15 protein-coding genes are annotated in these 13718 nt (G+C 34.3%); 5 read left to right on the forward strand and 10 right to left on the reverse strand.

Translation table 11 applies throughout. The annotated features are described in order from the left end of the window. Positions 1-43: 43 nt before the first annotated feature. Positions 44-640 carry a TetR/AcrR family transcriptional regulator gene (locus CBE70_RS03625; RefSeq protein WP_100158240.1) on the reverse strand — a complete coding sequence of 199 codons (597 nt, stop codon included), beginning with the start codon at positions 638-640 and terminating at the stop codon, positions 44-46. Positions 641-792: 152 nt separating this feature from the next. Between CBE70_RS03625 and CBE70_RS03630 the strand changes: the two genes are divergently transcribed. Further along, entirely contained in the window at positions 793-2295 is a 1503-nt protein-coding gene (locus CBE70_RS03630) for an MFS transporter (protein WP_100158241.1), read from the forward strand. A gap of 3 nt (positions 2296-2298) precedes the next feature. Here the strand turns inward: CBE70_RS03630 and CBE70_RS03635 are convergent, their stop codons facing one another. Then, positions 2299-3186: a LysR family transcriptional regulator gene (locus CBE70_RS03635; RefSeq protein ID WP_100158336.1), complete on the reverse strand. Its 888-nt coding sequence runs from the start codon at positions 3184-3186 to the stop codon at positions 2299-2301. Between the two features lie 78 nt (positions 3187-3264). Further along, entirely contained in the window at positions 3265-4227 is a 963-nt protein-coding gene (accA, locus tag CBE70_RS03640; RefSeq protein WP_100158242.1) for an acetyl-CoA carboxylase carboxyl transferase subunit alpha, read from the reverse strand. 305 nt (positions 4228-4532) lie between these two features. On the opposite strand from accA, the gene ydeE reads away from it, so the two are divergent. Further along, positions 4533-5720 carry an efflux MFS transporter YdeE gene (ydeE, locus tag CBE70_RS03645; RefSeq protein ID WP_100158243.1) on the forward strand — a complete coding sequence of 396 codons (1188 nt, stop codon included), beginning with the start codon at positions 4533-4535 and terminating at the stop codon, positions 5718-5720. 118 nt (positions 5721-5838) lie between these two features. Here ydeE and CBE70_RS03650 read toward each other — a convergent pair whose 3' ends face one another. Then, positions 5839-6225, reverse strand: coding sequence for a helix-turn-helix domain-containing protein (locus tag CBE70_RS03650; protein ID WP_100158244.1), 387 nt, complete (start codon positions 6223-6225; stop codon positions 5839-5841). Positions 6226-6282: 57 nt separating this feature from the next. On the opposite strand from CBE70_RS03650, the gene CBE70_RS03655 reads away from it, so the two are divergent. Further along, positions 6283-6840 carry a GNAT family N-acetyltransferase gene (locus CBE70_RS03655; protein ID WP_100158245.1) on the forward strand — a complete coding sequence of 186 codons (558 nt, stop codon included), beginning with the start codon at positions 6283-6285 and terminating at the stop codon, positions 6838-6840. Between the two features lie 65 nt (positions 6841-6905). Here CBE70_RS03655 and CBE70_RS03660 read toward each other — a convergent pair whose 3' ends face one another. The 4 genes from CBE70_RS03660 to CBE70_RS03675 form a co-directional block, all read right to left on the reverse strand. After that, on the reverse strand, positions 6906-8189 hold the full coding sequence (locus CBE70_RS03660) for a cystathionine gamma-synthase family protein (RefSeq protein WP_100158246.1): 1284 nt from the start codon (positions 8187-8189) through the stop codon (positions 6906-6908). A gap of 284 nt (positions 8190-8473) precedes the next feature. Then, complete coding sequence (locus CBE70_RS03665; RefSeq protein ID WP_100158247.1) at positions 8474-9274, reverse strand: MetQ/NlpA family lipoprotein; 801 nt, start codon at positions 9272-9274, stop codon at positions 8474-8476. 216 nt (positions 9275-9490) lie between these two features. Further along, a complete protein-coding gene (locus tag CBE70_RS03670; RefSeq protein ID WP_100158248.1) occupies positions 9491-10024 on the reverse strand; it encodes a carbapenem self-resistance protein CarG family protein in 534 nt (177 codons plus the stop codon). A 205-nt stretch (positions 10025-10229) separates the two neighbouring features. Next, positions 10230-10607: a lysozyme inhibitor LprI family protein gene (locus CBE70_RS03675; protein WP_232797341.1), complete on the reverse strand. Its 378-nt coding sequence runs from the start codon at positions 10605-10607 to the stop codon at positions 10230-10232. A gap of 527 nt (positions 10608-11134) precedes the next feature. Between CBE70_RS03675 and CBE70_RS18455 the strand changes: the two genes are divergently transcribed. Then, positions 11135-11545 (forward strand): alpha/beta hydrolase family protein, encoded by a 411-nt coding sequence (locus tag CBE70_RS18455; RefSeq protein ID WP_100158250.1) that lies wholly within the window; start codon positions 11135-11137, stop codon positions 11543-11545. Positions 11546-11584: 39 nt separating this feature from the next. Here the strand turns inward: CBE70_RS18455 and CBE70_RS03685 are convergent, their stop codons facing one another. Both CBE70_RS03685 and ddlA read right to left on the reverse strand, forming a co-directional pair. Then, entirely contained in the window at positions 11585-11971 is a 387-nt protein-coding gene (locus CBE70_RS03685; RefSeq protein ID WP_100158251.1) for a VOC family protein, read from the reverse strand. Positions 11972-11996: 25 nt separating this feature from the next. Next, positions 11997-13097, reverse strand: coding sequence for a D-alanine--D-alanine ligase (gene ddlA, locus CBE70_RS03690; protein ID WP_100158252.1), 1101 nt, complete (start codon positions 13095-13097; stop codon positions 11997-11999). Between the two features lie 202 nt (positions 13098-13299). Here ddlA and CBE70_RS18340 point away from each other — a divergent pair, with 202 nt between their 5' ends. Next, positions 13300-13458, forward strand: coding sequence for a MerR family transcriptional regulator (locus CBE70_RS18340; protein ID WP_198585685.1), 159 nt, complete (start codon positions 13300-13302; stop codon positions 13456-13458). Positions 13459-13718 lie beyond the last annotated feature (260 nt).

Raw genomic sequence — 13718 nt, forward strand, 5'->3', positions numbered from 1 at the left:
TTTAGAAACCTAATGACGTGACAGTGTCACTATAAGGTTTCGTTTATTTTAGTAATTGAGTAAATTGCTGATATAACATGTTACCTAATGTTTTTGCGGTATATTCTTCGCTATGGCCTAAATTATCAACAGCAGCATGCATACCATGATAAATCAATGTACTGGTTAATTCCGGTTGTGTAACGTGCCAAGTTTTATTTTCTGTACCCGAAATTAACAGTGTTTGAATTTGCTGTAATGCTCTATTTTCATGAATATTACTGCTTTGATGAAATACTTGATGAAAAAGCATATCGTGTAATTCTTGTTTCTCAACATAAGCAATAACGCTGATTTCACACCATTGTTTTAATTTTTCACGATGATCTTGTTGTGAGCAGGCGTCCATTGCGTTATCTATTTTATTTAAATACCAATCCATATAACGAGTTCTGAGCGCATCAAGAACATCTGTTTTAGCAGAAAAATAGTGATAATACGTTCCTTTTGCTACCCCTGCTTTTTTTACGATATCGCTAACGGTTGTGGCATCAAAACCTTTATCAAGAAATAACGCTTCTGCGGCATTCATTAACTCTTCTAAACGAACCTCTGCGGGTTTTGTTCTCGGTTTATCTGTTGTTTGTTCTTCTAATGACATTGCTTATCTCCCTCAAAGTCGCTTGTAAAGAGTACTCTATATTAAAGCGAGTCACAATGATGACAAATGAAACTCATTATCAATAATAATTGACCGACGGTCGGTCGAGTATTATTATGCCATTATTATTCATCATTAAGGCAATAAAGCTTATGACTTATTTAAAACGACTGTCACTTATCTGTGCCATTTGTTTAGGTACTTTTATGGCAACTCTCGATATTAGTATCGTGAATGTGGCTCTACCGACTATTCAAAATGATATACATGCTGATATGGCGACCTTGCAGTGGATTGTTGATGCTTATGCACTTTGTTTATCAGCCTGTATTTTGTCATCAGGCCCTTTAAGTGATCGCTTTGGGCGAAAAAAGGTATGGTTATGGGGTGTGATTATTTTCACGTTAGGCTCAGCAATTTGTGCGGTTGCACAGCAACATGAAATATTAATTCTTGGACGTATTATTCAAGGTATTGCTGCAGCGGCACTTATTCCGGGCGCATTGTCTTTAATTACTCATGCTTTTCCTATTGATATTGAACGGGTTCGTATCATCGGAATATGGTCTTCTATTAGTGCATTATCACTCATCATTGGCCCTATTTTAGGTGGTGTTTTAGTTCATGTGAGTGGTTGGGCAAGTATATTTCTTATTAATATTCCTATTGGCATCATTACCGTTTTATTAGGTTGGTATGGATTAAGTGAGAGTGCTGATCCTGAAAATGTTGCTTTAGATCCCTTTGGCCAATTAACCAGTATGTTGGGATTAGGATCACTAACTTATGGTTTAATTGAAGCAGGCTCTGTGGGTTGGTCACATTATAGAACGATATCAACGCTGATTGTGGGAATTATATTTCTTGTCCTTTTCTTAATGATAGAAAAACGTGTTGAGCGCCCTTTATTACCACTAGCTTTATTTAAAGATCGCACTTTCTTTCAATATAACCTTTCTTCTTTTACCTTGGGTTTTGCTACATACAGTAATGTATTTTTTATCGCTTTCTTTTTGCAAAAAGCACAAGGCTGGAGTGCATTAGAAACGGGTTGGAGAATGGCACCAGAATTTATTGCAATGGCACTGTTTTCTATGTCTTTTGGACGACTCTCTTCATATTTCTCAGTAAGAAAACTCATGATCTGTGGTTTCTTATTTATCGCTATTTCTTCTTGTTTATTAGCGACATTAGCAACAAATAGTCACTATGGAGTAACAGGAGGTTACCTCTTTGTATTAGGTGCTGGAATGGGGCTATCAACACCTGCAATAGGTGCTTTAGTGATGAAAAGTGTGCCACCATCTCGTTCTGGTATGGCGTCAGCAACCATGAATGCATTAAGACAAACTGGTATGACAATGGGAATTGCTTTATTAGGTACATTGATGGTGCAACAAGCAATTCATTATATGGTGATCCAAAGTCAGGCATTGGGAATATCTGTAAACTATATCGATATCGTTAGTTTGGTGACTGAAAATGTGACAAATGGTTTAGACAAAGAATTTGTCACTCTATTGCCAGAGGCATTTAATTCGGGGTTCGCTTATGCAATTGCGACTGCGGGGATCTCATGTTTTGTGACTTTATTTATTGTGCTTTTTCCTGTTAAAGCAAAACATAAGGCACTTACTCAACAAATTACAGATTAATGTTTATAAACGCTGAGTTAAAAATTCAAGAAAAGACTCAATATTACGTGAAAGCGTGCTTCGGGTTGCATATATTGCCACTAAATTAATCGTTGCGGGTTGTTGAGGAAACTCGATAGCTCGTAACTTTCCTTCTTTAATCATATCAAGGCAACAATGCTCAGCTAAAATGGCAAATCCCAAACCTTTTAATACTGCTGATTTTGCCAATATGGCACTGTTTACTCGATAATTACTATTAATGGTTACTCTGATCGGTTTTTTATCTTTATCCATAAATATCCAGGGTTGCCCTTCTAGTGCGCTTAAGCTAGAAATACAAGGCATTTTGCTTAATTGTTCGATATGTGTCGGTACTCCTGTTTTTTCTAATAATTTATTAGATGCCACAACAATACTGCGCCATGATTTAATTAAGCGTGAGTGATAGCTACTATCCGCCAAATTTCCACGATGAAAAGTTAACAGCAAATCAATATCATCATCGATGATATTTCTTGGCATTAATTGGGTATCACATTGAATAAGTAAATTAGGATGAAGTGCAGCAAAATCAGCCAAAATATCACCAAGTAGCTCACTACCATATTCACTCGGAATAGTTAAACGGAAAGTACCCGTTAATGGCCCATCACTGGTGATATTACTTACAACATTGTCTAATTCAGTTAAGGTCTTTGTTCCTTGCTGATAGAGTATTTTGCCTTGTTCAGTAAGGCGCATCTTTCGAGTTGTTCTATCAATAAGTTTACAATTAAGTTGCTGTTCAAGCTGCTTAATTGCACGACTGATATTTGAGGTAGGCATAGATAATAGCCGAGCTGCGGCTGCAAATTGCCCTTGCTCTGCTACGGCAGAAAAAATACGTAATAAATTAAGATCGATTTGCATAAATAATTCACTGCCTACTGTATTTCTATTACTCAATATAGGCAGTGTATCATTCATTTTCTTTTCACTCGTTAATAATTAACAGTAACCGTGAGACATAAGTTTTTGATAGCGTTTATCTAATAGTTCCTCGGTTGAATAGCTTTTTAATAAAGCTAAGTCAGTTAATAACTGTTGTTTAAGAAATTCTGCAGCTTGTTGATGATCACGATGAGCGCCACCTAATGGCTCTGGAATAATGGCATCGATAATACCTAATGATTGTAATTTAGGTGCTGTCATTCCCATGGTTTCTGCCGCAATTGGCGCTTTATCAGAACTTTTCCATAGAATAGAAGCACACCCTTCTGGTGAAATTGCGGCATAAGTACTGTATTGCAGCATATTAACTTTATCACCAACACCAATAGCTAGCGCACCTCCTGAAAATCCTTCACCAGTAATAGTGCAAATAATAGGTGTTTTTAATCGCGACATTTCAAGAATATTACGAGCGATAGCTTCTGCTTGTCCTCGTTCTTCAGCACCGACACCTGGATAAGCACCAGCAGAATCAATAAAAATAATGACGGGTAGATGAAAGCGCTCCGCCATTTTCATTAAACGTAATGCTTTTCTATAACCTTCAGGTGATGGCATGCCAAAATTGCGAAGAATTTTCTCTTTTGTATCACGCCCTTTTTGCTGTCCAATCACCATGACTGGCATTTTGTCTAAACGCGCTAAACCCGCAACAATCGCTTTATCATCGGCGTAAGCTCTATCACCTGCCAACTCCTGAAAATCAGTAAAAACTGCTTTAATATAGTCAAGGGTATATGGGCGCATAGGATGACGAGCAAGTTGCACAATTTCCCAAGCACCTAAATCAGTAAAAATAGATTTTGTCAGCGAAAGGCTTTTTTGCCTTAAACGTGCGATCTCTTCATCTAAATTAATACCTGTTGGTTCATCTTGAGATTGCTTAAAGGTGAGCAATGCATCTATTTTTTCGTCTAATTCAACAATAGGTTTTTCAAATTCAAGATGAATAAAAGACATAACGACCTCAGATTTAATGCGGTAAATAAAACAGTGATTGGTTCAGTTTAGAAAAAATAGCAATGTGTTGATAGAGAGGAATTTGATAAACACTATTATCAAAAATGGGATAATTAAACATTACTACAAGATCAGCAAGAAAAAAAACAAGATCAAAAAGAGCTTTTTTTCTAACTTTAAGCTATACAGTAATTACCAAGTCATGTATTAATATACAGTGCGAATTTGTTCTTTTTTCACCCGTAAAAAAATCGCGCAAATTATAAAACACTTCATAAAATACAAATAATTAGAATAAAGATAATATGTTCTCAAAAAAAACACGCTCAACAACTGCTCTGCTATTTTCATCACTTCTTCTTACAATAGGAAGAGGTGCAACATTACCGTTTATGGCGATCTATTTGTCACGGGAGTATCAATTACCTGTTGATGATATTGGTATTGCCATGTCTATTGCATTAACAACTGGTATTTTTTTCAGCCTTGGTTTTGGGATGCTGGCTGATAAATTTGAGAAAAAACGTTATATGTTGCTATCTATTATAACGTTTATCTTTGGATTTGCTGCAATACCTATGATCCATAGTACGGTTTTAGTCGTTATCTTTTTCTCGGTGATTAACTGCTCTTATTTAGTATTTTCAACCGTGTTAAAGGCCTATTTTTCTGAAACTTTATCAGTTTCAGCGAAACCTAAAATATTCTCTCTAAACTATACCTTTATTAATATGGGGTGGACGGTTGGCCCACCTATTGGCACCTTATTATTAATGTATGGAACACAATTACCGTTTTGGCTTGCAGCTATTTCTGCCAGTGTTCCACTTTTTATGATCCAGTTATTTGTTCAGCGTTCTAAAGCAATAAATGTTGGTGAAGAAAATAGTGTGAAGTGGGATCCGAAAATAATGTTAAAAGACAGAGCATTAAGTTGGTTTGTGCTCTCTACTTTTTTCGGTACATTAACATTTGGCTCTTTTGCATCGTGTATTTCACAATATATTTTAGTGGTTTACGATGCAAAATTAGCAGAGTCTGTTATTGCGGTTGTATTACCTGTAAACGCAGCCATTGTTGTCTCTCTACAATATATTGTCGGTAAGCATGTTACAGCCGAAAGACTTCGTAAATTAATGACGCTGGGTACGCTATTTTTTATGCTGGGCTTAATTGGTTTTATGTTTGCTGGCGATAATTTAATCTTTTGGGCACTAGCTATCGCTGTGTTTACCTTTGGTGAATTAATTTATGCACCTGGTGAGTATATGATGATTGATAATATTGCCCCGTTAGGAATGAAAGCCAGTTATTTTTCGGCACAGTCACTCGGTTGGTTAGGTGCAGCGCTTAATCCACTTGCGAGTGGTTTTATTTTAACTGAGTTTCCACCAGCCTCTTTATTCGCTATTTTAATGGTGATTTCTGCATTGGCTTGGTTTTGTATGATCCAAGGTATGAATGCCAGTAAAAGAAGAACGATTGTACTTTAGTTTTGCTCAATAAAAAGATACTAAGGTGTCTTTTTATTGAGTTATAGATAGAAAACTGATGACTTATCAGTATCTACTTTTTCTTTTCAAGATTGAGTTAAGTACAATATCATCTGTCTTATTGTCGTTGATGTTGTTTACGATAACCTGATAAAGAATGCCCTGTTTCTCGTTTAAAATATCGACATAAATAAGAGGGATCATCAAAATGAAGCTTCATTGATAATTCATTTACCGAAAGCGAAGTGTGCATTAATAATGCTTTTATTTCAAGAATAACCTGACGGTTAATCAAGGTTTTAGGTGCATCATTAAAGAACTGCTTCGTTATTTGCGATAAATAAAACGGTGTAATACTTAGCTGATTTGCATAAAAAGCCACTTCTCTATGCTCTAAACAATGTTTTCCAATCAATTCCCAAAACTGCCAGCAAAGCTTTTCTTTACGACTAAATTCTTTTTTTATGACATTCGGTTTTTTAGTCGTTTTCTTTAGAATACACACATCTTAAAAACGTAAGATAAATTGCAGAATATTTAAAAATTAAGAGAAGTTATTGAAATGAAAACATTAAAAACAGAGAGACTTATACTACGCCCATGGAAACTTTCTGATGCGTCAAGTTTGTATCAATATGCAAAAGATGAACGCGTTGGCCCAATTGCAGGTTGGCCAGTACATAAAAGTGTTGAAGAAAGTACCGAAATTATTCGCACTATATTTATGCGTGATGAAGTTTATGCTGTTACGTTAATTGATGACGATCTTGCCATCGGCTTGGTTGGATTATCTTTCGCAAATGAGAGTAATTTCCCGATTGGGGATAATGATGCTGAAGTTTCTTATTGGATAGGCGTTCCATTTTGGGGTAAAGGTTTAATACCTGAAGCCGTAAAAGAAATCAGTCGGCATAGCTTTGAAACACTAGAACTAGATAATTTATGGTGTGGCTATTTCGCTGATAATGAGAAATCACGAAAAGCACAAGAAAAATGTGGATTTAAATTCCATCACGTTATAGAAGAGCAGTACGCGGAATTTTTAGATGAAGTGAAAGTTGAAAATATTTGCCACTTAACTAAAGATGAATGGGTTGAAATCCAAAAACAGACCTATTAAAACAAAACACCAGATTGTGAAATTTACATTATCTGGTGTTTTTTAATATTAATACGGCAATTTAATTAAGCACTTGCTAATGCTTGGGAGAGATCAGCAATTAAATCGTGTGGATTTTCTATCCCAATAGATAAACGAATAGTGGTGTCTTGAATGCCAATGTTATGTCGTAATGTTATTGGTACACCCGAATGCGTTGTTGAACCCGGATGACATGCTAGAGATTCCGTTCCTCCCAGACTTACTGCAAGTTTAAAAATTTTCATTGCATTAAGAAAACGGAAAGCTTCACTTTCTCCACCCACAATATCAAATGAGAAAGTTGATCCCGCACCTGTACATTGTTTAGCAAAAACCTGAGCTTCAACAGAATTTTTATCAGCAAAAGGCAAATAATGAATTGCTTTTACTTTTTCATGATCACGCAGAAACTCTGCAACTAATAATGCATTCTGATTGGCTTTTTCCATTCTAATTTGTAATGTTTCTAAAGAACGGCCTAACATCCAGCAAGAATGTGGATCCAGTTGTGTCCCTATTGCTCCTCTTAATAATCTAATTTGATTAATAAGTTCACGAGAGCCCATTGCGGCACCTGCGACTAAATCTGAGTGTCCACCAACATATTTTGTTAAAGAGTAGACCGAGATATCAGCACCTTGTTCTATCGGATGTTGATATACAGGGCCAAGTAATGTGTTATCACAGACAATAATAGGACGGTAGCCTTGTGCTTTTTCTAATTGGTCAGCAACGTTTTTTAATGCTTCAATATCTACTAATGAATTAGTTGGGTTTGCAGGAGTTTCTGCAAAAATAACGGATACACGTCCTTTTTGGCTGGCTTTATCTGCTTGTTCTTGAATCAGTGAAAGGTTTAGCCCATCAGTAAATGGTGTGGCTTGGATCCCAAATTTAGCAAGTGTTTTGGCAATTAATGTCTCAGTTCCGCCATAAAGTGGTTGTGAATGTAAAATAACATCACCGGGCTGCGTTAATGCCATTAATGTTGTGGTAATTGCGGACATTCCTGATGAGAATAATACACAGGATTGCGTATTTTCATAAACAGCTAGTCTGTCTTCAACAATTTCACTATTAGGTTGATTAAAGCGAGAATAAACTAAACCTGCTTTTTCACCTTCTGGTAAAGGTTTTCTACCACTTACGGTATCAAAAAAAGCTTTACCCTCTTCAGCACTTTTAAAAATAAAGGTGGATGTTAAAAATACAGGTGGTTTAACTGAACCTTCAGAGAGTAATGGATCATAGCCATAGCTCATCATTAGTGTTTCTGGTGATAGTTTATGCTCGCCGATATATTGTTTTTTCAGTTGAGAGTCAGTCATTTTTTTTATTTCTTATGTTTAATGAAGGATCTTTATCATACTGAAAAAAATTCATGTTGTTAGATTGTTTTATATAGAATAAAAACCAGTAGTTATATAAAAATAGCGAGTTCAAACATAAAAATAACGTTAAATAAAAGGTTCTATTTGTTGAGTGATATTTAATCAAGGTAATTTGATTAAATAAAAGTTGATTATTCTAGTTAAAAAGAAGGAAAAAGCAGTAGGAAAAACTTAAAGATAAAAAGAATGAGAGCCTCTTTTTACCTTTAAGTTAAGGGAGATTACCAAGCTCTTACAGCATCACCTTTATACATTTCTTTAAATTTTAACTCGATTTGTCTTGAATGCAGAACTGAAACCAGTTTCTTTATATTTTCATCATTTTTGTTATCTTCACGCGTAACAATAACATTAGCATAAGGTGAGTTTTTATTTTCTAAGATCAATCCATCACGAGTTGCAATAAGCCCAACTTGAGATGAAAAATTATTGTTGATGATAGCCATTGTGATATTTGGATCATTTAATGCTTCAGTAAGCTTGGGGGTGTCGATTTCAACAAAAGTGATTTCTTTTGGGTTATAGATAATGTCATCTACTGTTGGTGTAAAACCAACATTATCATTAAGAGTAATAAGATGATTTTCTGCTAGTAATAAAAGTGCACGCCCTTTCATACTAACTTCATTTGAAATTGCAACGACATCACCAGGCTTTAATTCATTTATATCGCTAATTTTTTTAGAGTATGCGGCTAAAGGAAAGATATACGTTTTACTGGCAATATGAAATTGGTAGCCATGCTCTTTTATTTGAGCTTGAAGATAAGGAATTGATTGAAACGCATTCGCATCAACTTCTTTATCGTTCAATGCCTTATTGGGCTGAACATAATCATTGAAAGCAACAATCTCAACATCTAACCCTTCAGTTAATTTCGCTAAACGAATTACTTCATCCCAAATCACTTGATCAGGCCCTGTGTTAATTGCCACTTTTACTCTATGTGTATCTTCTTGTGAACAAGACACTGTAAATAGTGATATTGAGGCTAGAAGTAAACCTGTAATAATTTCCTTCATATCTCCCTCTTAAACAGACTTTGATAAAACAGCGCCATAAAAATCATTTTGATTAAGAAATATCCTAACAGTAGATTAATAACAAGGAACAAGAAATGATACAAGTACCCAGTGCATATAAAGAAAGGAATATTATTTATATTTTCACAATACATTGTTTTATAAAACAAAAAAGAACACATCATAATATGATGTGTTTGTTATTTAATTGTAGATTTATTCATTAATAATTTTGTTTATACAATTATCAGAATACGCATCTTCTACGCTAAGATAAGATGATTCAGTTACACAATAACTATTAAATTGCCATTTAAACTGGATTTCATCACCCTTCTTATTTTCTGAAATAGAATAACTTGAAAAGCGGATTGGAGTGTTTTTTTGTAGGTTGTTTCCTACTTTTTCAGCACTTAGCAATACGACGTGATTTTTTTTCTCAATAAATTTGAAATCAGAGATGGTGATATCTGTACCTTTAATCTTATTGTTAAAAAGACTCAAAGCGTTAGCATATATGGACGGAACAATATAAACCTGTTGATCTCTTCCTTTGATATAAACAGTTGCCAGATCAACAGAGGTTGAATCATTTAATGCTCGTCTAGATTTAACGACAACATCAGGAACACCATCACCATTAAAATCGATAAGATTTACTCCATATTCGAGTTTAATATCTGCTGCTGTTAAAGCAAATGGTAATGATAAAAAAAGTAATCCTAGCCCAAGTTTTAATATATTATTCATTGTATTCACTTCTTTTTTGCTTATTACTTGCGCATCAGACTACTTTGTAACAGTGATTAGTCAAGGTGTTTTATGTTTCAAAATAATACAAAATTTACATTTATATTATTTATAAATTATTTTCATGGTAATCACGATAATTATTTGACTATTATAAAAAGAATATATTTTTAGTGGTTATATTTTTTAGATTTAACCTTTCGCTTTAATATAGAGCAATATAATTTTTAAGATCGCTAATTCTTTCTTTTGTTTTATGTTTTAAACAACTGCTATATACCATTGGTGCTAAACTACCACCTTGATAATAGTCAGCTTCATATTGGCAAGAGAGGTCTCTAAAATTAACCCAAACTAACTGGGCTTGCTTAAGCTGATCTTTTCGACCACCATCTAACTTGGCGTAATATTGTTGATAAATATGGTTAAGTTCTTCATCTTTTTGCTGAAAATCTTGATATACACATTGATTAATTTCAGTCTGAGTCGCCGCATTTCGACAATCAAAATTATCTGCTTGTAAATGTATAGACCAAAATAGTATACCGCCAGATATTGCACCGAATAGGATAAGTTTTTTCATCACACCGTCCATTTTTTGATTAAAAACATCGCTAAAGATATTTACTTCATTCCTTTACTACTTAATTTAAAAGATAAAAACAAAGTAAGCTATTTATCATTTTAGCAATATTTCTTATATGACAATTACGTGAAGACAACGCAAAAGCGCTCTATTTTAGATAATCCAATTTAGATAGCAACATTTAACCTTGAGTAGTTATACTGATATTTTATTTAGAGAAAATACTTATTTAATAAAAATTTAAAAAAATGATAACTCAATATCTTTTTTCTTTAACAATAAATGTCATTTGTAAAAAAATTAAGTGAAATAGTAGTCATATTCTATTGTTTGTTTTTTTGTATTGAATAAATTTTACTTCAACAAGAAACTCATCTTACCAGTTCCTATTTAAGCAAATTTTAATAAAATCACTTCAATTAATTAGACTAATCAGTCTAATTAATACATATTATATAAATACAGTTATAAATGATTTATTTATAATACTCACGGGTCTATGCCCATGGTGGATTTTTCAAGATATGAAAAAATATTTCAAATCAATTTGGTTTTATTTAGGGTTAATCACACTTATTTTTGTGATTATCATTAGTGCTGGTCAGTATTCTGATTTTGAATTGGGTGATCATACATCCACGATAACACCGATTAGTTTTTCTTCTAAAAAAGACATTTTATCTGGGACATTAATTTTACCGAATCAGAACAATACAAAAGCAGTCGCTATTTTGGTTCATGGTGATGGTGCTCAAGATCGCTTTTCAAATAGTGGATATTTGCCATTAATTAATAGTTTGCTGGATGCTGGCATTGGTGTGTATACATGGGATAAAGCCGGTGTGGGAGAAAGCCAAGGAAATTGGTTACTTCAATCTATGCAAGATAGAGCAGATGAAGCGCAAACTCTTCTAGTAAAGGGATCCATATTTTAAAAACTAAAAAACACGCTAAATAAGGTTGTTTAGCGTGTTTTACTCTTCAATTAAATTGGCAACTTCAAGCAAGTTATTATCAGGATCACGTAAATAAACCGACATAATAGCGCCAGTTGCTCCCGTTCTAGGAACAGGCCCTTCTTCTATTTTTACACCTTGCTGATTTAAATGCTCGATAATCTCTGATAATGGTGTTTGTGTTAAAAAACACAAATCAGCTGAACCTGCGGTTGGTCTTGCGGCCTTGGGAAGAAATTCTTTTCCTACTTGGTGAAGATTTATTTTTTGAGAACCAAAAGTGAGTGCTTTGCGTCCTTCTTTAAACGTAATAACGTTAAAGCCTAATACGCGGTGGTAAAAATCACAGGTTATCTGAATATCGGCAACCGTTAACACCAAGTGATCAAGGTGTGTAATTTTCATCAAGCTCTCACTTTTTATACATCAATTAAAATTCACACTTCGTTTTTAAAATGGCCGTTTTTCTATGGTGATCTAGTGCTAACTCAATTAATTTAGTAATTAATGATTGATAGCTTAAACCTGCACTCTGCCATAATTTTGGATACATACTGATATTGGTAAAACCAGGCAGTGTGTTTATTTCATTAATCACAACACGATTATCCTGTGTTAAGAACACATCCACACGAGCCATACCTAAGCAATTAAGAACACGGTATGCTTTTAATGCAACTTGACGAATATGCAAACTCGTATTTTCATCCATTACCGCTGGAACAATAACTTTAGCACCATCTTCATCAATATATTTTGTGTTATAGGCATAAAAAGCATCGTTTAATACGACTTCACCACAAGGACTAACTTCTGGATCTTCATTACCTAAAACAGCACACTCTATTTCACGACCTACAATAGCACTTTCAACAATCACTTTAAGATCGTATTCAAAAGCCATTTCTAATGCAGCATTGAATTCTTCTTCATTATTAACTTTGCTTATTCCTACGGAAGAACCTAGGTTCGCAGGCTTAATAAATAAAGGAAGTCCTAATTGACGAACCATTTCGTTGTAAGGAATGTCATTAATCTGATGCGCCATGATGGTAATAAATGGTGCAACTGCTAATCCTGCGCCATCAAGTAGGCGTTTAGTAATATCTTTGTCCATACAAGCTGCTGAACTCATGATATTTGGCCCTACATAAGGCATATCAATCATGTGTAATAAGCCTTGAAGTGTCCCATCTTCACCGTACGCGCCATGGACAATTGGGAATACAACATCAATTTGAGGTAATGCCTGACCATCTTCAAGTGAAACAAATTGGTTTTTTACACTACCAGGAATAATAGCAACCGCTCTTAAAGGTTTGCTTAATGAAATAGTTTTAGGATTATCGCTATTTAGTAAATAGTCAGTTTCTGAATATTCATGCCACTGACCTTGTTCATTAATACCGATTAAGCAAAGGTCGAATTTCGTTCGATCTAATTCATTAATAATGTTTTTTGCTGACTGTAATGAAACTTGATGCTCTGTGGATTTACCACCAAAAATAATAGCGACTCTTAATTTACTCATTTTCTAACCTTTTATAGGACAGCTATAGCGAATAGGTAGCAATATATCATGATAAAAACCCCCAATGTAGGTAGATAGTTCTTATCTGCGAAAAATTACGATAAAATGATGAAATTCTATGATTTAGAGTGTTTAAACGTCACTATTTCAAGATATAACGACTCAATAACGATAACAATTCTATTGGTATAAGGTAAACACCATGGCTGATGTAAAACAACCGATTGAAATGGATATTACCGAAGTTGTAAAAGCAACTGGTATCGCCTCTTCAGCGATCCGTTATCATGAGAAAAAAGGACTTATTATTTTGTTGATAGCAATTAAACTACGAAAACATTTACCTGTTACAGCACAATAGAGTAATTCTATAAATTTACGGCAAATAGAAATTGTTCTTTATTTGTTCACAATTATCTTAAGCCCGCTTAAATAGCGGGCTTTCACACAAAATGACACCTTTTGTTCTTCTTACAGGATTGCATATCAGAAATCTATCTTGGTAGAATTACACTACCGATTAACTTTTAAACTTAGAGAAGGAGGCTAATTATGTTTTTGTGTGATCTTATTGAATACTCACACTTCTTTGGTAATCGCCACAGCTCAGGCTCTCACAGT

The organism is Proteus columbae (assembly GCF_002777965.1).
In the GTDB taxonomy this organism is placed as follows: Bacteria; Pseudomonadota; Gammaproteobacteria; order Enterobacterales; family Enterobacteriaceae; genus Proteus; species Proteus columbae.

Excerpts from the sequence above, each read along its gene's own strand:
- CBE70_RS03625 (WP_100158240.1), bottom strand. The coding sequence starts at position 640 with ATGTCATTAGAAGAACAAACAACAGATAAACCGAGAACAAAACCCGCA.
- CBE70_RS03630 (WP_100158241.1), top strand. The coding sequence starts at position 793 with ATGACTTATTTAAAACGACTGTCACTTATCTGTGCCATTTGTTTAGGT.
- CBE70_RS03635 (WP_100158336.1), bottom strand. The coding sequence starts at position 3,186 with ATGCAAATCGATCTTAATTTATTACGTATTTTTTCTGCCGTAGCAGAG.
- accA (WP_100158242.1), bottom strand. The coding sequence starts at position 4,227 with ATGTCTTTTATTCATCTTGAATTTGAAAAACCTATTGTTGAATTAGAC.
- ydeE (WP_100158243.1), top strand. The coding sequence starts at position 4,533 with ATGTTCTCAAAAAAAACACGCTCAACAACTGCTCTGCTATTTTCATCA.
- CBE70_RS03655 (WP_100158245.1), top strand. The coding sequence starts at position 6,283 with ATGAAAACATTAAAAACAGAGAGACTTATACTACGCCCATGGAAACTT.
- CBE70_RS03660 (WP_100158246.1), bottom strand. The coding sequence starts at position 8,189 with ATGACTGACTCTCAACTGAAAAAACAATATATCGGCGAGCATAAACTA.
- CBE70_RS03665 (WP_100158247.1), bottom strand. The coding sequence starts at position 9,274 with ATGAAGGAAATTATTACAGGTTTACTTCTAGCCTCAATATCACTATTT.
- CBE70_RS03670 (WP_100158248.1), bottom strand. The coding sequence starts at position 10,024 with ATGAATAATATATTAAAACTTGGGCTAGGATTACTTTTTTTATCATTA.
- CBE70_RS03675 (WP_232797341.1), bottom strand. The coding sequence starts at position 10,607 with ATGAAAAAACTTATCCTATTCGGTGCAATATCTGGCGGTATACTATTT.
- CBE70_RS18455 (WP_100158250.1), top strand. The coding sequence starts at position 11,135 with ATGAAAAAATATTTCAAATCAATTTGGTTTTATTTAGGGTTAATCACA.
- CBE70_RS03685 (WP_100158251.1), bottom strand. The coding sequence starts at position 11,971 with ATGAAAATTACACACCTTGATCACTTGGTGTTAACGGTTGCCGATATT.
- ddlA (WP_100158252.1), bottom strand. The coding sequence starts at position 13,097 with ATGAGTAAATTAAGAGTCGCTATTATTTTTGGTGGTAAATCCACAGAG.
- CBE70_RS18340 (WP_198585685.1), top strand. The coding sequence starts at position 13,300 with ATGGCTGATGTAAAACAACCGATTGAAATGGATATTACCGAAGTTGTA.